Source organism: Leisingera sp. ANG59 (genome assembly GCF_013317235.1).
Taxonomy (GTDB): domain Bacteria; phylum Pseudomonadota; class Alphaproteobacteria; order Rhodobacterales; family Rhodobacteraceae; genus Leisingera.
The window spans coordinates 1-21,607 of record NZ_WLCM01000047.1 but is presented as its reverse complement, the minus strand read 5'-3'; the positions used below and the strand labels follow the sequence as shown (position 1 = coordinate 21,607).

The 21,607-nt window shown below is 63.2% G+C and carries 19 protein-coding genes; 14 read left to right on the top strand and 5 right to left on the bottom strand.

The annotated features are described in order from the left end of the window. The first annotated feature begins 128 nt into the window (after positions 1 to 128). From bhcA to GKC28_RS22770, 5 genes are all read left to right on the top strand, one after another. Positions 129 to 1,319 (top strand): L-aspartate--glyoxylate aminotransferase BhcA, encoded by a 1,191-nt coding sequence (gene bhcA / locus GKC28_RS22790; RefSeq protein ID WP_174149273.1) that lies wholly within the window; start codon positions 129 to 131, stop codon positions 1,317 to 1,319. After that, positions 1,319 to 2,287, top strand: a complete 969-nt coding sequence (bhcB, locus tag GKC28_RS22785) for a beta-hydroxyaspartate dehydratase BhcB (RefSeq protein ID WP_174149272.1) — start codon at positions 1,319 to 1,321, stop codon at positions 2,285 to 2,287. The genes bhcA and bhcB overlap by 1 nt, the downstream gene beginning before the upstream one ends. Positions 2,288 to 2,303: 16 nt before the next feature. Continuing rightward, on the top strand, positions 2,304 to 3,467 hold the full coding sequence (gene bhcC / locus GKC28_RS22780) for a 3-hydroxy-D-aspartate aldolase BhcC (protein ID WP_174149271.1): 1,164 nt from the start codon (positions 2,304 to 2,306) through the stop codon (positions 3,465 to 3,467). A 72-nt stretch (positions 3,468 to 3,539) separates the two neighbouring features. Beyond that, entirely contained in the window at positions 3,540 to 4,505 is a 966-nt protein-coding gene (bhcD, locus tag GKC28_RS22775; RefSeq protein ID WP_174149270.1) for an iminosuccinate reductase BhcD, read from the top strand. A gap of 94 nt (positions 4,506 to 4,599) precedes the next feature. Beyond that, a complete protein-coding gene (locus GKC28_RS22770) occupies positions 4,600 to 5,112 on the top strand; it encodes an AmiS/UreI family transporter (RefSeq protein ID WP_174149269.1) in 513 nt (170 codons plus the stop codon). A 64-nt stretch (positions 5,113 to 5,176) separates the two neighbouring features. Here the strand turns inward: GKC28_RS22770 and GKC28_RS22765 are convergent, their stop codons facing one another. From GKC28_RS22765 to puuE, 3 genes are all read right to left on the bottom strand, one after another. Further along, on the bottom strand, positions 5,177 to 6,613 hold the full coding sequence (locus tag GKC28_RS22765; RefSeq protein WP_174149268.1) for a uracil-xanthine permease family protein: 1,437 nt from the start codon (positions 6,611 to 6,613) through the stop codon (positions 5,177 to 5,179). Between the two features lie 68 nt (positions 6,614 to 6,681). Then, positions 6,682 to 7,173, bottom strand: coding sequence for an ureidoglycolate lyase (locus GKC28_RS22760; RefSeq protein WP_174149267.1), 492 nt, complete (start codon positions 7,171 to 7,173; stop codon positions 6,682 to 6,684). Then, positions 7,170 to 8,585 carry an allantoinase PuuE gene (gene puuE, locus GKC28_RS22755; RefSeq protein WP_174149266.1) on the bottom strand — a complete coding sequence of 472 codons (1,416 nt, stop codon included), beginning with the start codon at positions 8,583 to 8,585 and terminating at the stop codon, positions 7,170 to 7,172. Before puuE ends, GKC28_RS22760 begins: the two co-directional genes overlap by 4 nt. 149 nt (positions 8,586 to 8,734) lie before the next feature. Between puuE and uraH the strand changes: the two genes are divergently transcribed. After that, entirely contained in the window at positions 8,735 to 9,091 is a 357-nt protein-coding gene (gene uraH / locus GKC28_RS22750; RefSeq protein ID WP_174149265.1) for a hydroxyisourate hydrolase, read from the top strand. A 79-nt stretch (positions 9,092 to 9,170) separates the two neighbouring features. Here uraH and GKC28_RS22745 read toward each other — a convergent pair whose 3' ends face one another. Then, on the bottom strand, positions 9,171 to 10,079 hold the full coding sequence (locus GKC28_RS22745) for a LysR family transcriptional regulator (protein ID WP_174149264.1): 909 nt from the start codon (positions 10,077 to 10,079) through the stop codon (positions 9,171 to 9,173). Between the two features lie 105 nt (positions 10,080 to 10,184). On the opposite strand from GKC28_RS22745, the gene GKC28_RS22740 reads away from it, so the two are divergent. Together GKC28_RS22740 and GKC28_RS22735 are read left to right on the top strand one after the other, a co-directional pair. Next, entirely contained in the window at positions 10,185 to 11,444 is a 1,260-nt protein-coding gene (locus GKC28_RS22740; RefSeq protein WP_174149263.1) for a urate hydroxylase PuuD, read from the top strand. 183 nt (positions 11,445 to 11,627) lie between these two features. After that, entirely contained in the window at positions 11,628 to 11,831 is a 204-nt protein-coding gene (locus GKC28_RS22735; RefSeq protein ID WP_174149262.1) for a hypothetical protein, read from the top strand. A gap of 58 nt (positions 11,832 to 11,889) precedes the next feature. Here the strand turns inward: GKC28_RS22735 and GKC28_RS22730 are convergent, their stop codons facing one another. Beyond that, on the bottom strand, positions 11,890 to 12,807 hold the full coding sequence (locus tag GKC28_RS22730; protein ID WP_174149261.1) for a LysR family transcriptional regulator: 918 nt from the start codon (positions 12,805 to 12,807) through the stop codon (positions 11,890 to 11,892). A 207-nt stretch (positions 12,808 to 13,014) separates the two neighbouring features. Here GKC28_RS22730 and xdhA point away from each other — a divergent pair, with 207 nt between their 5' ends. The 6 genes from xdhA (at position 13,015) to GKC28_RS22700 (ending at position 21,398) form a co-directional block, all read left to right on the top strand. After that, a complete protein-coding gene (gene xdhA, locus GKC28_RS22725) occupies positions 13,015 to 14,478 on the top strand; it encodes a xanthine dehydrogenase small subunit (protein WP_174149260.1) in 1,464 nt (487 codons plus the stop codon). 12 nt (positions 14,479 to 14,490) lie between these two features. Continuing rightward, positions 14,491 to 16,809 carry a xanthine dehydrogenase molybdopterin binding subunit gene (gene xdhB / locus GKC28_RS22720; protein ID WP_174149259.1) on the top strand — a complete coding sequence of 773 codons (2,319 nt, stop codon included), beginning with the start codon at positions 14,491 to 14,493 and terminating at the stop codon, positions 16,807 to 16,809. A 3-nt stretch (positions 16,810 to 16,812) separates the two neighbouring features. Continuing rightward, positions 16,813 to 17,706: a xanthine dehydrogenase accessory protein XdhC gene (gene xdhC / locus GKC28_RS22715; protein ID WP_174149258.1), complete on the top strand. Its 894-nt coding sequence runs from the start codon at positions 16,813 to 16,815 to the stop codon at positions 17,704 to 17,706. A 31-nt stretch (positions 17,707 to 17,737) separates the two neighbouring features. Then, positions 17,738 to 19,333, top strand: a complete 1,596-nt coding sequence (locus tag GKC28_RS22710) for a xanthine/uracil/vitamin C permease (RefSeq protein WP_174149257.1) — start codon at positions 17,738 to 17,740, stop codon at positions 19,331 to 19,333. Positions 19,334 to 19,396: 63 nt separating this feature from the next. Continuing rightward, positions 19,397 to 20,695, top strand: a complete 1,299-nt coding sequence (gene guaD, locus GKC28_RS22705) for a guanine deaminase (protein WP_174149256.1) — start codon at positions 19,397 to 19,399, stop codon at positions 20,693 to 20,695. A gap of 151 nt (positions 20,696 to 20,846) precedes the next feature. After that, positions 20,847 to 21,398 (top strand): helix-turn-helix domain-containing protein, encoded by a 552-nt coding sequence (locus tag GKC28_RS22700; protein WP_174149255.1) that lies wholly within the window; start codon positions 20,847 to 20,849, stop codon positions 21,396 to 21,398. The last annotated feature ends 209 nt before the right edge of the window (positions 21,399 to 21,607 follow it).

The window sequence follows — 21,607 nt, the reverse complement described above, 5'->3', positions numbered from 1 at the left end:
AAAACTAAAGCCTTTGAATTTATAGTGAAAATCACGAGTTTTTGCGTTTCTGAAAGCTTTTTTCAAAAAAATTTCCCTGCGTGCATCTTGTCTCTACAGTGAAGGAAATCGCCACAGGAGGGCACGACATGAGCTTTCAAAATCCGGTTTTCATTCCCGGTCCGACCAATATGCCCGAAGCGCTGCGCAAGGCGGTGGACATGCCGACGCTGGACCACCGCTCGCCGCTGTTCGGCCAGATCCTGCATCCGGCACTGGCCGGTGTGAAGAAGGTTCTGAAAAGCGAAACCGCCGAGATCTTTGTCTTTCCGTCGACCGGCACCGGCGGCTGGGAAACCGCGATCACCAACACACTGAACGCAGGCGACAAGATCCTTGCCGCACGCAACGGCATGTTCAGCCACCGTTGGATCAACATGTGCCAGCGCCACGGGCTGGACGTTCAGGTCGTCGAAACCCCCTGGGGGGAGGGCATTCCGGCCGATCGTTACGAGGAAATCCTGACCGCCGACAAATCGCACGAGATCAAGGTGGTTCTGGCGACCCACAACGAGACAGCAACCGGTGTGAAATCCGACATCGCCGCAGTCCGCCGCGCGCTGGACGCCGCAGGCCACCCGGCGCTGCTGTTTGTTGATGGCGTGTCCTCCATCGCCTCGATGGACTTCCGGATGGATGAATGGGGCGTCGATATTGCCGTTACCGGCTCGCAGAAGGGTTTCATGTTGCCGCCGGGCCTGGCCATCGTCGGTTTCTCGCCCAAGGCTATGGCGGCCTCCAAGACCGCGACCTTGCCGCGCACCTTCTTTGATATCAAGGACATGGCCGCCGGCTATGCCAACAGCGCCTATCCCTACACCCCCTCTGTCGGTTTGCTGAACGGTCTGAACATGGCCTGTGGTATGCTGCTGGACGAAGGGCTGGAGAACGTCTTTGCCCGCCACCACCGGATTGCCGAAGGCGTCCGCGCCGCGGTCCGCGCCTGGGGGCTGGAGCTGTGCGCCGTGTCGCCGGACGTCTACTCCGACAGCGTCAGCGCGATCCGCACCCCGGACGGCTTTGACGCCAACAAGTTTGTCAGCCTGGCGGCCGAGAAATACGGCGTCGCCTTTGGCACCGGTCTGGGCGAGGTCGCCGGCAAGGTGTTCCGCATCGGCCACCTGGGCAGCCTGACCGACGTGATGGCGCTGTCCGGCATTGCGACCGCAGAAATGGTCATGGCCGACCTCGGCCTGAACATCCCGCTGGGCTCCGGCGTGGCGGCGGCACAGGACTACTACCGCGGCAACACAGCCTCCAGCACCAAGGCTGCCGCCTGATGAAGGATACCGCAATGTATATCCCGACCTACGAGGACATGCTGGCTGCGCATGAGCGCATCCAGCCGCATATCCGCCGCACGCCGGTGCGCACCTCCGATTACCTGAACGAGCTGACCGGGGCGGAGCTGTTCTTCAAGTGCGAGAACTTCCAGGAACCGGGCGCCTTCAAGGTGCGCGGCGCGACCAACGCGGTGTTCGGGCTGGATGAGGCGCAAGCTGCCAAGGGCGTCGCCACGCATTCTTCGGGCAACCATGCCTCCTGCCTGTCCTACGCGGCAATGCTGCGCGGCATTCCCTGTAACGTGGTGATGCCGCGCACTGCGCCGCAGGCCAAGAAGGACACCGTGCGCCGCTATGGCGGCCGGATCACCGAATGCGAGCCCTCGACCTCCTCGCGCGAGGAGACCTTTGCCAAGGTGCAGGCCGAAACCGGCGGCGATTTCGTGCACCCTTACAACGACCCGCGCGTGATTGCGGGGCAGGGCACCTGCGCCAAGGAATTCGTGGAGCAGACCGGCGGCCTCGACATGGTCGTGGCCCCGATCGGCGGCGGCGGCATGATCTCGGGCACCTGCCTGACGCTGTCGACGCTGGCGCCGAAAACCAAGGTGATCGCGGCAGAGCCGGAGCAGGCCGATGACGCCTACCGCAGCTTCAAGGCGGGGTACATCATCGCCGACGATGCGCCCAAGACCGTCGCCGACGGGCTGCTGGTGCCGCTCAAGGACCTGACCTGGCACTTCGTCAGCAACCACGTCAGCGAGATCTACACCGCGTCCGATGCGGAGATCATCGACGCGATGAAGCTGATCTGGAAGCACGTGCGCATCGTGATGGAGCCGTCCTCCGCGGTGCCGCTCGCCATCATTCTGAAAAACAAGGACGCCTTCGCGGGCAAACGCGTGGGCCTGATCGTCACCGGCGGCAATGTCGACCTCGACAAGCTGCCCTGGATGAATAGCTAAACTGGGGAATACTGAAATGAACGCACAGACAAATTTTGATCAGCTCGAAGTCGGCTTTGACGTCCCGGCGGTCCCGGGCATGGACGAGGCTGACATCCAGACCCCGGCGCTGGTCCTCGACCTGGACGCGCTGGAGCGCAACATCAAGAAAATGGGCGATTATGCCAAGGCGCATGGCATGCGCCACCGTGTGCACGGCAAGATGCACAAGTCGGTGGACGTGGCCAAGCTGCAGGAAGAACTGGGCGGCGCGGTTGGCGTCTGCTGCCAGAAAGTCTCCGAGGCTGAGGTCTTTGCCCGCGGCGGCATCAAGGACATTCTGGTCTCCAACCAGGTGCGCGACCCGCAGAAAATCGACCGTCTGGCCCGCCTGCCCAAGCTGGGCGCCCGCACCATCGTCTGCGTTGATGACATCGACAACGTGGCCGACTTGTCGGCAGCCGCGCAAAAGCACGGCACCGAGCTGGAAGTTTTCGTCGAGATCGACTGCGGCGCAGGCCGCTGCGGCGTGACCACCACCGAGGCGGTGGTCGAGATCGCCAAGGCGGTGAACGCGGCAGAAAACCTCAAATTCTCCGGCATTCAGGCCTATCAGGGCGCGATGCAGCACATGGACAGCTATGAGGACCGCAAGGCCAAGCTGGACATCGCCATCGCGCAGGTCGCCGATGCGGTTGAGGGCCTGAAGAAGGAAGGCATCGAGTGCGAGCTGGTCTCCGGCGGCGGCACCGGCTCCTACTACTTCGAGTCGAACTCGGGTGTGTACAACGAACTGCAGTGCGGCTCCTACGCCTTCATGGACGCGGATTACGGCCGCATCCTGGACAAGGACGGCAAACGGATCGACCAGGGCGAGTGGGAGAATGCCTTCTTCCTGCTGACCCAGGTGATGAGCCACGCCAAGGCTGACAAGGCCATCGTCGATGCCGGCCTCAAGGCCCAGTCGGTCGACAGCGGCCTGCCCTTCATCTTTGGCCGCGACGACGTGGAATACATCAAGTGCTCGGACGAGCACGGCGTTGTCTCCGACCCGGACGGCGCGCTGAAAGTGGGCGACAAGCTGCGGCTGGTGCCCGGCCACTGCGACCCGACCGCCAACGTGCATGACTGGTACGTCGGCGTCCGCAACGGCAAGGTCGAAACCGTCTGGCCCGTTTCGGCCCGTGGCAAGGCCTACTAACCGAACCATCCCCGAACTGGCGGAGGTGCGCATGCCGCCCTCCGCCGGCTTTTTTGTTGAGGAGAAACAGACATGTATATCGTTCCGGAAAAGGCGATTGCGGACCTGGTTACCCGTGAAGCCTCGTTCGATGCGGTCGAGAAGGTCTTTGCCGCCATGGCTTCGGGAGATGCCTACAACTTCCCCGTGGTACGCGAGGCGATCGGCCACGAAGATGCGCTTTACGGCTTCAAGGGCGGCTTTGACCGCGCGGGCCTGACCCTCGGCCTCAAGGCCGGCGGCTACTGGCCGAACAACCTGGAAAAGCGCGGACTGATCAACCACCAGTCCACCGTTTTTCTGTTCGACCCGGACACCGGCAAGGTGAAGGCGATGGTGGGCGGCAACCTCTTGACCGCACTGCGTACCGCCGCGGCGTCGTCGGTGTCGATCAAGCACCTGGCCCGCCAGGACGCCAAGGTGATCGGCATGATCGGTGCAGGCCACCAGGCTAAGTTCCAATTGCGCGCCGCGCTGGAGCAGCGCAGCTTTGAAAAGGTCATCGGCTGGAACCTGCACCCGGAGATGCTGCCGACCCTGCAAGAGGTGGCGGACGAGGCAGGACTGCCCTTTGAGGCGGTCGAACTGGACGGCATGCGCGAGGCGGATGTGATCATCTCGATCACCTCGTCCTTCGACGCGATCCTGAAGGCCGGTCAGGTCAGCCCCGGCACCCACGTCGCCTGCATGGGCACCGACACCAAGGGCAAACAGGAGGTTGATCCCCAGCTGCTGGTGGCGGCGGATGTGTTCACTGACGAGGTCGCGCAGTCAATTTCCATCGGCGAGGCGCAGCACGCAGTGGCCCAGGGCCTGATCCAGGAATCCGACGTCGCCCAGATCGGCGCGGTCATCAACGGCACCAACCCAGGCCGCACCTCTGACGACCAGATCACCCTGTTCGACGGCACCGGCGTCGGCCTGCAGGATCTTGCCGTTGCGGCCTCTGTCGTTGAGGTGGCGGTCGAAAAAGGCATCGCCATCGAGGTCGATTTCTAAACCCAGCCAGAAACACATTCTGCAAATATCCGCATAGCGGAGCAGCAGGAGAGAGGTGTACCTCTCTCCTGTTTTGCTTTGAGGGACAGAAAAAATGTTTCTGGGATTGAGCCTTTTGGTGGTCGGCGTGGTGCTTTGCCTTAACGGAATCTGGCTGATGGGCCGTATTCAGGACCGGGAAATCATCCTGATCAACGCGGTTTCGGCGCTGGTGTTCTTTACCGTCGTCCTGATGATCGCGCTGGCAGCACAGCAACCCGCAGATTTGATGGATGCGGGCATGACGCTTTTGTTCGGCACCACTTACCTGTGGGTGGCCTACAACCGCACTTTTGCCTCCAGCGGCGAGGGGCTGGGCTGGTTCAGCGGTATTGTGGCGCTGACCGCCGCGCCTATGGTGCCGCGGGTTCTGGCGCAGGCAGACGTGTTGTTCGACATCTGGCTGGCTGCCTGCTGGGCCGCTTGGTCCGGGCTGTGGTTCCTGTATTTCCTGAACCTTGCGCTCAAGCGCGGCAGCCCCCGGCTGACCGCCTCCGCGACCCTCCTGTGCGGCATCTTCACCGGCTGGCTGCCGGGGCTGGCAATTCTGCACGGGCTGGCCGGCTGAAACGAAAAGAACCGGCCCTTTGCGGGGGCCGGCTCCTTTTTTCAATGAATTGCCTGTTGTTGCTTCAGGTGTGATCCTCTTTTGGCAGAGAGCCTTTGCCGTGGCCGCTCAGCCCGCCGGAGACTTCCTCCGTGGCTTCCTCCGCTAGATCCTGCGGAAGCAGCAGGTTCAGCACGATGGCGATCAGAGCTGCCGGCAGCAACCCGCTGGTCAGGAGGATGCGCGCGGTGTCGGGCATGTGCTGCAGCGCACCGGGCTCCAGCTGCAAGCCAAGGCCAATGGACAGGGAAATCGCAAATATCACCATGTTGCGGCGGTTCCAGTCCACGTCCGACAGCATCGAAACACCGGCGGCAACCACCATGCCGAACATCACGATCACACCGCCGCCCAGCACTTCAATCGGCACGGTGCGGATCACCGCTCCCACCTTTGGGATCAGCCCGCAGATGATCAGGAAGATCGCGCCGCAGGTCACCACATGGCGGCTCATCACCCCGGTCATGGCAATCAGTCCGACATTCTGGGAGAACGAGGTGTTGGGGAAAGCGCCGAAGAAGCCTGCAAACGCGGTGCCTACACCATCGGCATAGGTCGCACCGGCAATCTCTTTCTCGGTCGCTTCACGGCCCGCGCCGCCCTTGGTCACACCGGAGACGTCACCGACGGTTTCCACCGCCGAAACAAAGCTCATCAGGCAGAAGCCGATGATCGCAGCGGCAGAGAACTCGATCCCGTATTTGAACGGCTGCGGCAAGGCAAAGGCCGCGGCCCGCTCCCAGGATCCGGAAACGGCCTCAAAAGTCAGCATGCCGGTCATCAATGCATAGATATAGCCGACGATCAGGCCCAGCAGTACGGCCGATACCGAAAGCATGCCCTTGGTGAAGAACTTGAGACCCAGGGTAACAAAGATCACCACCAACGCCGCCGACCAGTTCAGCAGCGAACCGTATTCCGGTGTGCCGATGGCCGGAACCCCGCCCGCGGCATACTGGATGCCAACTTTGACCAGCGCCAGACCGATCATCGTCACCACCAGTCCGGTGACCAGCGGCGGCAGGGCAAAGCGGATCCGGCCGATCACCGTGCCGAGCAGCGCGTGGAAGGTCCCGCCAACAATGACCCCGGTGAACAGCGCAGCCAGCCCGTCCACGCCCTTGCCGGCAACCAGCGGGATCATGATCGGCAGAAAGGCAAAGGAGGTGCCCTGCACGATCGGCAACGCGGAACCGACCGGTCCCAGGGTAATGGTCTGCAGCAGGGTGGCGATGCCGGCAAAAAGCATCGACATCTGGATCAGGTAAAGCAGTTCCGGGAAATCCGGCGAGTTGGAGCCGAAACCGAAGCCGGCGGCGCCGGCAACGATGATGGCGGGCGTCACGTTCGAAACGAACATCGCCAGCACATGCTGGATGCCCAGCGGCACCGCCTTGTGCAGGGGCGGTGTGTAATTGGGGTCGCGCAGCTGTGCTGGCGTCCCGATGGAAGTGTCAGCCATGAATTTCTCCTGTTGGTCATGGGGATCTTGCCGCTTCTTGTTTTTGTTGGCGGCTTCGAGATGTGCGGTCAGTCTGCGACCACTGTGAATGGCTCCTTGAACCAGTGTTCTTCCAGGTTGGGGGAGGTGCCGATGCGGTCGACAACAATGTATTGACCGGGCGCGCCCAAGGGGGCGAGCACCCCGTGCCAGGTGCCCCGGAGCAGGTTGATGGACTGGCCCGGCTGGCTGATGAAGGCCTGCAGGTTGACCGGCAAGCCGCCGTCGTCATCGGCCACCACAACCAGCATCGGCACGCCGCTTACTGGCACAAAGGCCTGGCTGCCCTCTGGATGGCGCTCCACCATGTCGACCTTGTGCGGCAGATGGCGGGCCTTGGCGTCAAACAGGCTGATGCCGGCCCGGCCGTCCGGGCCGAAATCCAGGGCTGCGCGGTCGTGGTGGCGCCCGCACATGCCCTGATTGATCAGCTTGTCCGGCGCGCCCGCGACCTCGATCACGTCGCCATAAGGCGCAAAAGCCGCTGCGGTCAGCGGCTTCGCTGTCAGCCGCCCGCTCACGGCAGCAGATCCTGCAGCCGGAACTGGGCGATGCGCTCGACCTGGCGGCAGGCCTCATCGAACTCGGTTGCCCGGTCATGATGAATGCGGCGGTGGAACGCCTCCATGATCGACGCCTTGTTGTGGTCGCGCACCGCGATAATGAAGGGAAAGCCGTGTTTCTCCACGTATTCGGTGTTGAGCCGGGTAAAGGTTTCGCGCTCCTCGTCGGTCAGCATATCAAGGCCGGCGCTTGCCTGTTCCGAGGTGCTCTCGGCAGTCAGGCGGCCCGCGGCGGCCAGCTTGCCCGCCAGATCGGGGTGCGCGGTCAGCACGCCGAGACGCTCGTCCTCGCTGGCGGTGCGGAAGATCCGGCACAGCGCGTTGTGGACGCCCGCAGCGCAGTCATGCGCCGGGCCCAGCTCCAGGTCAAAGGCACGGTCGGCGATCCACGGCGAATGCTCGAAGATCGAGCCGAATTTGGCAACAAAACTCTCGCGGTCCATTTGGCTGGGGCGCTCGCGCTTCACCGGAGGGTGGGTTTCTGCCCAATGCTCTGCAATGTCGATCCGGCGCGGGCACCAGACGCCCTCGAACTCCTGGATGTAATCGATGAACCGTTTGAGGCCTGCAATCTTGCCCGGACGGCCCACAAGACGGCAGTGCAGGCCGATGGTCATCATCTTCGGCGCGCCTGCTTCGCCCTCGGCATAGATCACGTCAAAGGCATCCTTCAGGTACTGGAAGAAATGCTCACCCGTGATCCAGCCCGGCGAATTGGCGAACCGCATGTCGTTGGCTTCCAGCGTGTAGGGGATGATCAGCTGATCGCGGCCGCCGCTTTCCAGCCAATAGGGGAGGTCGTCGTCATAGGTGTCTGAGATGTAATCAAAACCGCCTTCCTCAGCCACCAGACGCACCGTGTTGGCGCTGCAGCGCCCGGTGTACCAGCCGCGCGGGCGCTCCCCGGTCACTTCGGTATGCAAGCGCACCGCCTCGGCAATCGCGGCGCGTTCCTCATCCTCGGCCATGTCCTTGTGCTCGACCCATTTCAGGCCGTGGCTGGCGATCTCCCAGTCTGCATCCTTCATCGCCTGCACCTGTTCCGGGCTGCGGGCCAGCGCAGTTGCAACGCCATAGATGGTCAGCGGGATGCCGGCGCCGGTGAACAGCCGGTGCAGCCGCCAGAAGCCTGCGCGGCTGCCGTATTCATAGATCGACTCCATGTTCCAATGGCGCTGCCCGGGCCATTGCGCGGCACCGGGAATGTCGGAAAGGAAGGCCTCAGAGGCCGCATCCCCGTGCAGGATGCAGTTCTCGCCGCCTTCTTCATAGTTCAGAACAAATTGCACGGCGGCTTTGGCCCCATTGGGCCACTGCGGGTCGGGTGCGGCAGCACCGTATCCGCGCAAGTCACGAGGATAGCGCGTCACGTCAGGTCTCCTGTCTTTTTATTATGTATAGAACAGATAATCCGCTTCGGCTTTCAGTATATTTTTGAAAGAACTTTTTGACTCTTCCTTCTGTATGCAGCGGGCTGAACCGCGCATACCTAGGGAAACGGAATTGAAAGGAGGCTGGCATGGCCGGATTTCTGACCACCCATGTGCTGGACACCGCCCGCGGCTGCCCGGCGGAAGGGCTGAAGATCGACCTTTACCGGATCGAAGGCGATGAGCGCATCCATCTGCGCAGCCTGACCACCAATGATGACGGGCGCACCGACGAACAGATCCTGCCGGCAGGCGAATTTGCAACCGGCACCTATGAGCTGGTGTTCCACGCAGGCGGCTATCTGCGCGCCACCGGCCAGGCCGGCGCTGACCCGCTGTTCCTGGACCAGGTGCCGCTCCGCTTTGGCATGAGCGAGGCGGACAGCCACTACCACGTGCCGCTTCTGCTGTCGCCCTACGGCTACTCCACCTACCGCGGCAGCTGAGCCGCACTCCCCGAGATACCTCTCCTCCCGCTTGGCATCTGCCGGCGGTTCCCGCCTCAGGAAACTGGGGCGGGCTTTTTCATTCTGAGGGCAGCGACGCCTGGATGTGATCCACCATGAAATCCATGAACAGCCGCACCTTGGGATCCTGGTGCCGGCGGTGGACATACAGACACGCCATCTGGATCGGGATCGGCGGTTCCTCTGCCAGCACCGGCACCAGCCGGCCGGAGGCCAGATGCTCCGAGATTTCGAAAACCGGCTTCAGGATGATCCCGTGCCCGTCCAGCGCCCAGCTGGTCAGCACGTCGCCGTGATCCGATTCAAACGGCCCGGTGACAGTCACCCGTTTCACCCCGTCATGGCTGCGCAGCGGCCATTGGAACTCCGGCGCGCCGGGATAGCGCAGGTTCAGGCAGTCATGCGCCTCCGTCTTCAGCTCCTCGCTGTTTTTCGGCTGGCCGCGCTGCCTGATGTACTCCGGCGCCGCGCACAGCACCCGCGGGCAGTCGGCAATCTTGCGGATGCGCAGGTTCGAATCCTCCGGCACGCCGAGGAAAAACGCCGCATCCAGCCCCTCGGCCGCCAGGTCCAGCTTGCGGTCCGACAGCCGCAGCCGGATCGAGATCAGCGGATAGGCTTCCTTGAACTTAGGCACCGCCGGCGCAATCAGACGCTGCCCCAGTCCCAGCGGTGCCGCCACATAAAGGGTGCCGCGCGGGGTTTGGGTGACGCTGCTGATATCGGCTTCCGCCTCATCCACCGCTTCCAGGATCTTGACCGCGCCGTGGTAAAACAGGTTGCCCTGCTCGGTCGGATTGAGCAGCCGGGTGGTGCGCTGGAACAGCCGCACGTTCAGGTGATCCTCCAGCTGCGAAATCCGCGACGACGCCACTGCCGCCGAGATCCGCATGTCGCGCGCGGCGGCGGACATGTTGCCAAGTTCATAGACACGGACAAAGGTGCGGATATTGTCGAGATAGGCCATTCAAGTATTCTTTGTGTTATTTTGAAACAGCTTGGATTTTTTACCTAATACATGAAAATAGCGGCATGCTCTAGTGTCCTTGCCAAAGCTTATGAGGAGAGAACAATGGAAGAGCTTGTGATCATGTGGGACTGGCTGGGCTTTGCGGTCCGCTGGCTTCACGTCATCACCGCCATTGCCTGGATCGGATCGTCCTTCTACTTCGTCGCGCTGGACCTTGGCCTGCGGAAAGTTCCGCATCTGCCGGTCGGCGCGCATGGCGAGGAATGGCAGGTCCACGGCGGCGGTTTCTATCACATCCAGAAATACCTGGTGGCGCCGGAGAACATGCCGGACCATCTGATCTGGTTCAAATGGGAAAGCTACGCCACCTGGCTGTCGGGGGCTGGCCTCTTGATGATCGTCTACTGGGCGGGCGGCGAGCTCTACCTGATCGACTCGACCAAGGCCGATCTGGCCCTGTGGCAGGGCATCCTGATTTCCGGCGCATCGCTCAGCATCGGCTGGCTGGTTTATGACTACCTGTGCAAGTCGCCGCTGGGGGACAAGCCGACCTTCCTGATGGTGCTGCTGTTCGTGCTGCTGGTCGCGATGGGCTGGGGCTACAACCAGATCTTCACCGGCCGCGCCGTGATGCTGCACCTGGGCGCCTTCACCGCTACCATCATGACGGCAAACGTCTTTTTCATCATCATGCCGAACCAGCGCATCGTGGTGAAGGACCTGCAGGAGGGCCGGACGCCGGATGCCAAGTACGGCAAGATCGCCAAGCTGCGTTCGACCCACAACAACTACCTGACGCTGCCGGTTGTGTTCCTGATGCTGTCGAACCACTACCCGCTGGCCTTCGCTACCGAGTACAACTGGCTGATCGCGGCGCTGGTGTTCCTGATGGGCGTGACCATCCGCCACTACTTCAACAGCAACCACGCGGGCACCAGCAACCCGACCTGGACCTGGCCGGTGACCGCCATCCTGTTCATCGGCATCATGATCCTGAGCCAGGCGCCGCTGCAGCAGGACACCGTTGAAGAATCCGAGGCGCGGGAGCTGACCAAATCCGAGCAAGTGTTTGCCAGCAATCAGCATTTCGAGGACGTGATGAATGTGGTGCCGGGCCGCTGCGCCATGTGCCACGCGCGGGAGCCCTACTATGACGGCATCCGCCGCGCGCCCAAGAACGTGCTGCTGGAGACCCCGGCCGATGTGGCGAAATACGCCAAGGAGATCTACCTTCAGGCCGGCGCCACCCACGCGATGCCGCCCGCCAACGTGACCTACATGGAGGACGAGGAGCGCGCCCTGATCCGCCGCTGGTACGGCAGCGCCTCCAAGGATCTGCCCTTCGCGCTCGCCGCGAACTGACGCAGAATTGCTCGTTCAATTCAAATGGCCCCGCCACCTTGGCGGGGCCATTTTCCGTCCGGCACCGCGCGTGCACCGTCTGTACACCGCCTGTGCACCCCCGATGCGACGAAGCCATGAAACCAAACAGGCCTGCCGTGTGTTATACTGATGCGGGGTTTTGGCGTTGAAGGAGGAAACACGATGCTCAGGAAAACCATCGCCATCGGATTTGCACTTTGCTCTGCTTTGGCCGCCTGCGGTGACACCACCGGCGAACGGCTGGTCTACGGCGCGGGCGCGGGCGCTGCCGGTGCCGCCGTTCTGGACGGCAACCTGGTGACCGGTGCCGCTGTCGGCGCCGCGGCCAACCTGGTTTACTGCCAGGAAAATCCGCACCGCTGCTAACGCGGGAACCCTCGTTACCGAGAGGCGGGCCAGCGGTGCCCGCCTTTGCCCGTTGCTCCTATCCGCCCGCTTCGCTGCGGCGGAAGGCGGCCAGCCCGTGTTTCACCGCGTAATCGACAAACAGGCGGATCTTGGGGTCCTGCAGTTTCCGGTGCGGGTAGAGGCAGCCGAAGATCGTCGGCTCCGGCGGCGTGTCCGGCAGCACCTCGACCAGCGCGCCGCTGCGCAGATGCGCGGCCACGTCAAACCGCGGCTTGTTGACGATGCCGCGCCCGTCCAGCGCCCAGCCCGTCAGCACGTCGCTGTCATCGGCGTCGTATTTCCCCGACACTTCCAGCTTTCGCGGGCCTTCCGGAGTCGACAGCGTCCAGAAATACTCGGGCGAGCGCGGGTAGCGCAGCAGCAGGCAATTGTGGCCGGTCAGCAGATCCTCCGGCACCTGCGGGGTGCCGTGCCGCTCCAGATAGTCCGGCGCAGCGCAGAGCACCCGGGTGCAATCGGCGATCTTACGCATCTTCAGGGTGGAGTCATGCGGGGTGCCGATAAAGAAAGCCACGTCCAGCCCGTCGGCGAGGATATCGACCTTGCGGTCGGACATCCGCATCCGGATTTCGGTGGCGGGGTAGTCCTCGACAAATCCCGGCACAAGCGGCGCGATGATGCGGCGGCCGACGCCCAGGGGCGCGGTCACCCGGATTACCCCGCGCGGCGCGGCTGAGAACTGCGAGACCACCGCCTCGGCGTCCTCAATCGATTCGAGGACCTTCTTGGCCTCGGCATAGAACAGCTGTCCGACCTCGGTCGGGGTCAGTGATCTCGTGGTGCGGTTGAACAGCCGCACGCCAAGGTGCTTTTCAAGCTCCTTGATCCGTTTGCTGGCCACCGCCGGCGTCAGCCGCAGGTCGCGCCCGCCAGAGGTGATGCTGCCCAGTTCGACGACTCGGGTAAAGACCCGCAGGGATTCCAGATAAGACATGGTTCACAGACCTTTACGGGGCGCACCCGCCGCTTGCCCTTTCCCGCGGCAAGCGGCAGGTACGCCGGTTCCGGCACCTATTAGCCTAACCATTTTCAACAGAGTGTTGAAAGCCTTTCGCGATTGCAGCCGTTAACCGATGCAGTCGGACAAGGTAAAAATGACGCAACAGAACTAGAAGCTGTCCAGCGACTACTTGGAGGCCAGATGGAACATCAAAACGACATTCGCTTTCTGCTGAACGGGCGGGAGCTTTCGGTCAAGGACGTCAAGGCCACCACCACCCTGTTGGATTTCCTCCGGCTGGAGCAGCGCCTGACCGGCACAAAGGAAGGCTGCGCCGAGGGCGACTGCGGCGCCTGCACCGTGCTGGTGGGCCGTCTGCATAATGGCGCGCTGCGTTATGAGGCGGTGAACGCCTGCATCCGCTTCCTGGCGTCGCTGAACGGCTGCCACGTGGTGACGGTTGAGCATCTGTCCGGCCCCAATGGGCGGCTGCACCCGGTGCAGCAGGCGATGGTCGAATACCACGGCAGCCAGTGCGGCTTCTGCACCCCGGGTTTCGTGATGTCGCTCTATGCGCTGTGGATGGAAAACCCGCAGCCGACCGAAACGCAGGTGGAAACCGCCGTGCAGGGCAACCTGTGCCGCTGCACCGGCTATGAGCCGATTGTGAAAGCCGCGCTGGCGGTGAACCAGTACGGCACCCCGGCCAATGATTACCTGACCACCGAGCGCGACAGCCTAACCGCCAAGCTGAAGGCGATCCAGCCGCAGGCCCGCGTTGTGACCGGCCCGGAGGACGACCGCGCCATCCTGCCGCTGGACGCCGAGAACTTGGCGCAGGTGCTGGCAGAGAATCCCAAGGCGACCATCGTGGCAGGCTCCACCGATGTGGGCCTGTGGGTGACCAAGTTCATGAAGCCGATCTCTCCGGTGGTGTTTGTCGCCCATCTGGAGGAGCTGAAGGCGATCGAGCTGACCGACGAGGCGCTGATCATCGGCGCTGGCGTCACCTATACCGAGAGCGAAGCAGCAATCCGCGATGCCTTCCCGCATCTGAGCGCCTACTGGGACCGCATCGCCGGCTGGCAGGTGCGCAACATGGGCACCATCGGCGGCAACATCGCCAACGGCTCCCCCATCGGGGACACCCCGCCGGTGCTGATCTCGCTGGGGGCTGAGGTGACGCTGCAGAAGAAGGGCGGTTCGCGCACGCTGCCGCTGGAGGATTTCTTCATCGACTACGGCAAGCAGGACCGCGAGCCGGGCGATTTCGTGGCCTCGATCCGCATTCCGCTGCGACGGGACGGGCAGATCGATGCCGCCTACAAGATCTCCAAGCGCCGGGACGAGGATATCTCCTCGGTTGCGGCGGGCGTCAGCGTCACCGTGAAGGATGGCGTGATCAGCTCTGCGCGGATCGCATTCGGCGGCATGGCGGCAACGCCCAAGCGCGCCGCCGGTGCCGAGGCCGCGCTGGTTGGCCAGCCCTGGGGCAAGGCCGCGTTTGACGCCGCAGCGGAAGCGGTGAAGCAGGACTTCACCCCCCTAAGCGACTGGCGCGCCTCTGCCGATTACCGCGCGCTGACAGCCAGCAACCTGCTGCGCCGCTTCTACCTGGAACATGACGCGGGAACCGCCGGTGCCGTCCGGCTGGCCGTCGCCTGAGGAGGATTTGAGATGAAAGACCATCAGACCATCAGCGGCGCCGTGCACCATGACCGCCAGCATGACAGCGCCATCAAGCATGTGACGGGCCGCGCCGAATACACCGACGATATCGCCGAGCCCTATGGCACGCTGCACGCCTACCTGGGTGTGTCCACCGTGGCGCATGCCAATATCAAAGGCATCGACCTCAGTGCCGTGCGCGCCGCGCCGGGCGTGGTGGATGTGCTGACCGCCGAGGACATTCCCGGCGTCAACGACATCAGCCCCACCGGCAAGCATGACGAGCCGGTGTTCCCGACCGAGAAGGTGGAGTTCCACGGCCAGCCGATGTTTGCGGTGATCGCCGAGACCCGCGATGCCGCCCGCCGTGCCGCCGAACTGGCGCAGGTGGATTACGAGGTGCTGCCGCACGCGCTGGACCCGGTCCAGGCGCAGGAAGCCGGTTATCCGATGGTCACCGACCCGCTGAAGCTGGAGCGCGGCGATGTGGAAGCAGGCCGCAGGGGCGCTGCCCACCGCATCCAGGCGCAGATGACCGTCGGCGGCCAGGATCACATGTATCTGGAGGGCCACATCGCATTCGCCATTCCGGGCGAGGATGAGGACGTGACCGTGCATTGCTCCACCCAGCACCCCAGCGAAGCGCAGCATATGGTGGCGCATGTTCTGGGCGTGGCGAACAACGCCGTGACCGTCAACGTGCGCCGCATGGGCGGAGGTTTTGGCGGCAAGGAAAGCCAGATGAACCTGTTCTGCGCGGTGGCTGCGATTGCCGCGAAGAAGCACAACCGCCCGGTGAAAATCCGCCCGGACCGCGATCAGGACATGACCGCCACCGGCAAGCGCCATGACTTCGTGATCGACTATGACGTGGCCTTTGACGACGCGGGCCGCATCCAGGCGGTCGAAGGCGGCTTTGCCGCGCGCTGCGGCTATTCCTCGGACCTGTCCGGACCAGTTACCGACCGCGCGCTGTTCCATGCGGACAACGCCTATTTCTACCCGAACGTGCTGCTGAAAAGCCGCCCGATGAAGACCAACACGGTCTCCAACACCGCGTTCCGCGGCTTTGGCGGCCCGCAGGGTGTGGTCGCGGCGGAGCGGATGATCGAAGAGATCGCCTATGCGCTCGGCAAGGACCCGCTGGATGTACGCAAGGCGAATTTCTACGGTGAAGAAGGCCGCGACCTGACGCCCTACCATCAGAAGGTGGAGGACAATATCCTCGACCGGCTGATCGGGGAGCTGGAAGAGAGCGCCGAGTACCGCAAGCGCCGGGAAGAGATCATCGCCTTCAACAAGGAGTCGAAGATCATCAAGAAGGGCATTGCCCTGACCCCGGTGAAATTCGGCATCTCCTTTACCGCGACCTGGTACAATCAGGCGGGCTCCTTGATCCATGTCTATAACGACGGCTCAATCCACCTGAACCACGGCGGCACCGAGATGGGGCAGGGCCTCAACACCAAGGTGGCGCAGGTTGTGGCCGATGCCTTCCAGGTGGATTTCGAACGCATCAAGATCACCAAGACCACCACCGAGAAGGTGCCGAACACCTCCGCCACCGCGGCCTCGTCCGGGTCGGACCTCAACGGCATGGCGGCGCTGGATGCGGCGGAGCAGATCATTGCCCGGCTGACCAAGTTCGCAGCCGAAAAACACGGCGTGTCCGAGGCGGAAGTTGAATTCCTGCCCAACCGCGTGCGCGTCGGCGGCGAGGTGATCCCCTTCGACAAGCTGGTGAAAGAGGCCTATATGGCCCGCGTCCACCTGTCGGCGGCGGGGTTCTACAAGACGCCGGAAATCCACTGGGACCGCGCGGCAGGCAAGGGCCAGCCCTTCTTCTACTACGCCTATGGCGCGTCCTGCTCCGAGGTGTCCGTCGACACGCTGACCGGCGAATACCGGGTGGAGCGCACCGACATCCTGCATGACGTGGGCCGCTCGCTGAACCCGGTCCTGGACAAGGGCCAGGTGGAGGGCGCCTTCATCCAGGGCATGGGCTGGCTGACCACCGAGGAACTGTGGTGGGACGGTGAAGGCCGCCTTCGCACCCATGCGCCCTCGACCTACAAGATCCCGCTGGCATCCGACCGGCCGCGCATATTCAACACGCAGCTGGCCGAATGGTCGGTGAACAAGAAGCGCACCATCAAGCGGTCCAAGGCCGTGGGCGAGCCGCCGTTCATGCTGGGCATCTCGGTGTTCGAGGCGCTGTCGATGGCTGTCGCCAGCACGGCGGACTACAAGGTCTGCCCGCGCCTGGATGCGCCGGCCACGCCGGAGCGCGTGCTGATGGCGATCGAAACCCTCAAAGGGCAGGGCTGAGCAATGACCCGGCGCCTTTCCCTCCAGGACTTTCTGGCCAGCCACAAGCATGTGGTGCAGGTCGCGCTGACCCGCGTTCGCGGATCCTCCCCGCGCGAAACCGGCACCTGCATGTTTGTGGCGGCGGAGGGCCTCTGGGGGACCATTGGCGGCGGCCAGCTGGAATACATCGCCATCGACCACGCCCGGCGGATGCTGAAGCAGGACGTGATCAGCGACACCCTGGATGTGCCGCTGGGGCCGGAGATCGGCCAGTGCTGCGGCGGAAGGGTGGAAATGTCGCTGGCGCAGATGCGCCAGGCCGACCGCGAGGGCGCCATTGCCCGCCAGCAGGCCGAGGAACAGGCGCTGCCGCATGTCTATGTGATGGGCGCAGGCCATGTGGGCCGGGCGCTGGCGGATCTGTTCCAGCATTTGCCGGTGCGCTGCATCCTGGTCGACCAGCGCGCCGAAGAACTGGCCTTGTGCAACGCGGATGTGGAAATCCGCCAAAGTGCAATTCCCGAGATCGACATCGCCACCGCGCCCGCGGGCAGCGCCTTTGTCGTTCTCACCCATGATCATGCGCTCGACTTCCTGCTTGCCTCCGCTGCCCTGCAGCGCGGCGATGCGGGCTATGTCGGCCTGATCGGATCGGCCACCAAGCGGGAGAAGTTCCGCCGCTGGTGCCGGGACCATTGCGACGGTCTGGGAACCGACCGTCTCATCTGCCCCATCGGGGCAAGCGGTAGCCGCGACAAGCGGCCCAGCGTCATCGCCGCCTTCGTGGCGGCGGAAGTGATCGCTGATTTGACCTCTGAAACTGCCGCGTCCGCTCCATCACGGAGCACAGACCTGCCCGGAACGGGCAAGCAACCGGACGCAGAGGGAGACACGGCTGGAGCAATCAGCCGGTAAGGACTGCGTCCTCTGATAGGAGGAGGCCGCCATGACCACAGGGCGGAGCTATACGTACAAACTGTTCGCGCGGAATGACTTCAGTGCATTCTGGGCGCTGTTCACCGACAACCTGATCAACCTGATCGTGCTTTCGGGCATCTGTCAGTTTGTCTTCAACATGCCGGCGGACATCGTGTTCGGCCGCATCGTGCCCGGCGCCGCTGTGGCGATCCTGGCCGGTATCGCGGTCTACACCTGGCTGGCCAAGCACACCGCCGAGAAAGAGGGGCGCGACGTGACCGCGCTGCCCTATGGCATCTCGACCCCGGTGATGTTCGTCTATCTGTTCGGCGTGATCGGTCCGATCTACTGGTCCACCAATGACGCCATGCTGGCCTGGCAGGTGGGCATCGGCGCGGGCTTCATGGGCGGTATCGTCGCCGCGATGGGCGCTATCGTCGGTCCTTGGCTCAAGCGGGTGACCCCGCGCGCCGGTATGCTCGGCACCCTCTGCGGCATCGCGCTGGTGTTCATCGGCACCGTTCCGCTGGCAACGATTTTCGAGAATCCGTTCATCGGTTTTGCCTCGATGATCATCATCCTGTGGGGCCTGGTGGGCCGCCACCGGCTGCCGTTCAACATCCCGGCAGGCCTTCTGGCGCTGATCGTCGGCACCGTTGTGGCGCTGGGTATGGGCGAGGCCTCGGTCTCCTTCGATGGCGTGGGCGTCTACCTGCCGATCCCGTATTTCGGTGACCTGATTGCCGGTATCCAGCATCTGTTTGCCAACCCGGAGCTGTTCCTGGTCCTGGTGCCGGTGCAGATCTACAACTTCATCGAAACCATGAACAACGTCGAAAGCGCCGAAGCCGCGGGCGACCACTATCCGGTGGGCCTGTGCCAGGTCACCGACGGCGTCGGCACCATGATCGGTGCGGTCTTCGGCTCGCCGTTCCCGACCACCGCCTATATCGGCCACCCGGCCTATAAGCGGATGGGCGCGCGGTCCGGCTATATCATCGGCGTCGGGCTGGTGATCCCCTTTGCCGCCTTCTTCGGCCTCCTGGCGTTCCTCAACAACCTGATCCCCGTGGCCGCGGCCGCGCCGGTGCTGGTGTTCGTGGCGCTGAGCCTGGTGACCAATACCGCGCATTCGGTGAAGACCGACCACATCGCCGCCGTGACCATCGCGATGATGCCGCATGTCTCCGCCTTCCTGGTGGTGAAATGGGGCGCGCTGGCCGGCGCTCTGGGCGCACTGGGTGCCACCGGCATGGCGCAGCTGGGCGATCCGGAGCTGACCGCAGCGCTGCTGCAGCAGGGGGCGCATTACGAAGGCCATCTGGCCCTCAGCCAGGGTGCCATCCTGACCGGTCTGATCTGGGGCGCCATCGTGGCCAGCGTGATCGACGGCGACTTCCGCAACGCGGGCGGCTTTGCCCTGGCGGCGGCGGTGATGTCGCTGGTCGGCGTGATCCACTCTGCCAGCCTGCATTGGCCGGAGTTCAACGGTATCGCCCTGGGCTACCTGATCGCGGCCGGTTTCCTGTTCATCTATCCGATCTTCCACAAGGCGGAGGAGCATGAGGAAACTGAAGAGGACGGTGCAAAACCCCATGTGCCGCACCTGCCGGCGGGCGAATAATCCCAAATGACAAGGGGCAGGGGGCCGTGCGCCCCCTGCCTGCGAACCAAGGACATCAAAGACATGACATCGAAACAGACGCTGCTGCGCGGCCGGGTGCTTTCCTTCACCGCCGAACCGCAAGGGGCTGAGGACACCAGCGCCTATGAGTTCATCGAGGACGGCGCGCTGCTGGTGGCGGACGGCATGATCCTGGCCAAGGGCAGCTATGGCGACCTCGCCCAGCAGGCCGCCGGCGCCGAGGTGATCGACCACCGCCCGAACATCCTGATGGCCGGCTTCATCGACACCCATCTGCATTTCCCGCAGGTGCAGGTGATCGCCTCCTGGGGCTCGCAGCTTCTGGAGTGGCTGAACAACTATACCTTCCCGGAAGAGGTCCGCTTTGCCGACGCTGGCCACAGTGCCGAGATGGCCGGGCATTTCTTTGACCTTTTGACCAGTCACGGCACCACCACCGCGGTGGCCTATTGCTCGGTCCACAAGACCTCGGCCGAGGCCTATTTCACCGAGGCCGCCCGCCGCAACATGCGGATGATCGGCGGCAAGGTCCTGATGGACCGCAACGCGCCGGAGGGCCTGCTGGATACGCCGGTCAGCGGTTATGACGATACCAAGGAGCTGATTGCGAAATACCACGGCAAGGGCCGGGGCATGTATGCAATCACCCCGCGGTTTGCCATCACCTCCACACCCGACCAGATGGAGATGGCGGGTGCCCTGGTGCAGGAGCATCCGGACTGCTACGTGCAGACCCACCTGTCGGAAAACCACGACGAGATCGCCTTCACCGCCGAGCTCTACCCCGAGGCGCGCGATTACCTGGACGTCTACCAGTCCTACGGGCTGCTGACCGAGAAGATGCTGCTCGGCCACTCGATCCACCTGCAGCCGCGCGAGATAGACGCGCTGGCGGAGACCGGCGCCAAGCCGGTGTTCTGCCCGACCTCCAACCTGTTCCTCGGCAGCGGTCTTTTCGACGATGCGGGCCTACGCAGCCGCGGCATCACCAACGCGATTGCCACCGACATCGGCGCGGGCACCAGCTATTCGATGCTGCAGACCCTGAACGAGGGCTACAAGGTCCTGCAGTTGCAGAACCAGAGCCTGCACCCCCTGCGCGCCTTCCACTGGATCACCCGCGGCAATGCGGTGGCGCTGGGGCTGGAGGATAAGGTGGGAACGCTGGAGGCCGGCACCGAAGCCGATATCGTGGTGCTCGATTCCCGCGCCACCCACGCGATGGACCTGCGGATGCAGCGGGCGGAGACCCTGTCCGAGGAACTGTTCATCCTGCAGACCCTCGGTGACGACCGCTCCATCGCGCAGACCTATGTGGCCGGCCAGCCGATGAAATCCTGATCCTGCGGCCGCGGGTTAGCGCCCGCGGCATTTTCACGCTTTACTTACCATAATTTCGCTTACGCGTTTTAGATGTGTGCGCGGGTGCGCGCTACCCCCAACTGCGACTCCTATTAGAAACCAAAGGGTTATCTAATGAGGAGAGTCTGGAATGGGCGCCGTATATTCGCAACTGAGCATAGAAGAACGCCGTAGAATTGAACGCTGGTGGCACGCGAAGGTCCCTGTTCGTGAGATGGCGCGCGTCCTAAAGCGTTCCAAAGCCACGATTCATCGAGAAATCAAACGAAACTTCTTCTCGGATCCCTGTCTGCCAAAATGCGATGGCTACTATGGTGCGGCCGCACAGCTGATGACGGCAGATCGGCGCGCCCGGCAACGGAAGCTGATCCGCAATCCTGAGTTGCGCAAACGCGTTATCGAGCAACTGAAGAACGGTTGGACACCGGAACAGATCGGCAATCGCATGATCTATGAGGGTGCAAGACAGCGAGTCTGCCAGGAAACCATCTATCGCTACATCTATTCCAAAGAAGGCATGGCCGATGAGCTCTGGTGGTATCTGCCCGAGCACAGAAAGTACCGTCGGCCACGCCGCGCCAGAAAGCGCCAGGCTCCGAAGTTCGACCGGGATGTCAGCATCCTATTTCGCCCGGATGATGTTGTAACCGCCGGACGTAATCTCCCCAAAACCGCCGTTTGAAAATTCCCCAGCCGTGAGCGGCAGGGTCAATTCCGAACCTCAAATATTCGGAATTGGCGCTGCCGCGGGACACAGGCCTGATGCTCCAAACAAAGAGTGACAGGGGCAGGCAGGTGAAGGGACTGAGGGAGATCGTTTTGATCCATGATCTGAAGAAACAGGGTCTCAGCATTTCCGCGATCGCGCGGAAAGTTGGCTGTGACCGCAAG

What these genes read in the sequence shown, in the direction of transcription:
- bhcB (WP_174149272.1), top strand. Translation starts at nt 1,319, where the DNA reads ATGAAGGATACCGCAATGTATATCCCGACCTACGAGGACATGCTGGCT.
- GKC28_RS22700 (WP_174149255.1), top strand. Translation starts at nt 20,847, where the DNA reads ATGGGCGCCGTATATTCGCAACTGAGCATAGAAGAACGCCGTAGAATT.
- GKC28_RS22730 (WP_174149261.1), bottom strand. Translation starts at nt 12,807, where the DNA reads ATGTCTTATCTGGAATCCCTGCGGGTCTTTACCCGAGTCGTCGAACTG.
- bhcD (WP_174149270.1), top strand. Translation starts at nt 3,540, where the DNA reads ATGTATATCGTTCCGGAAAAGGCGATTGCGGACCTGGTTACCCGTGAA.
- bhcA (WP_174149273.1), top strand. Translation starts at nt 129, where the DNA reads ATGAGCTTTCAAAATCCGGTTTTCATTCCCGGTCCGACCAATATGCCC.
- uraH (WP_174149265.1), top strand. Translation starts at nt 8,735, where the DNA reads ATGGCCGGATTTCTGACCACCCATGTGCTGGACACCGCCCGCGGCTGC.
- GKC28_RS22735 (WP_174149262.1), top strand. Translation starts at nt 11,628, where the DNA reads ATGCTCAGGAAAACCATCGCCATCGGATTTGCACTTTGCTCTGCTTTG.
- GKC28_RS22745 (WP_174149264.1), bottom strand. Translation starts at nt 10,079, where the DNA reads ATGGCCTATCTCGACAATATCCGCACCTTTGTCCGTGTCTATGAACTT.
- guaD (WP_174149256.1), top strand. Translation starts at nt 19,397, where the DNA reads ATGACATCGAAACAGACGCTGCTGCGCGGCCGGGTGCTTTCCTTCACC.
- GKC28_RS22765 (WP_174149268.1), bottom strand. Translation starts at nt 6,613, where the DNA reads ATGGCTGACACTTCCATCGGGACGCCAGCACAGCTGCGCGACCCCAAT.
- xdhA (WP_174149260.1), top strand. Translation starts at nt 13,015, where the DNA reads ATGGAACATCAAAACGACATTCGCTTTCTGCTGAACGGGCGGGAGCTT.
- bhcC (WP_174149271.1), top strand. Translation starts at nt 2,304, where the DNA reads ATGAACGCACAGACAAATTTTGATCAGCTCGAAGTCGGCTTTGACGTC.
- GKC28_RS22740 (WP_174149263.1), top strand. Translation starts at nt 10,185, where the DNA reads ATGGAAGAGCTTGTGATCATGTGGGACTGGCTGGGCTTTGCGGTCCGC.
- GKC28_RS22710 (WP_174149257.1), top strand. Translation starts at nt 17,738, where the DNA reads ATGACCACAGGGCGGAGCTATACGTACAAACTGTTCGCGCGGAATGAC.
- xdhB (WP_174149259.1), top strand. Translation starts at nt 14,491, where the DNA reads ATGAAAGACCATCAGACCATCAGCGGCGCCGTGCACCATGACCGCCAG.
- xdhC (WP_174149258.1), top strand. Translation starts at nt 16,813, where the DNA reads ATGACCCGGCGCCTTTCCCTCCAGGACTTTCTGGCCAGCCACAAGCAT.
- GKC28_RS22770 (WP_174149269.1), top strand. Translation starts at nt 4,600, where the DNA reads ATGTTTCTGGGATTGAGCCTTTTGGTGGTCGGCGTGGTGCTTTGCCTT.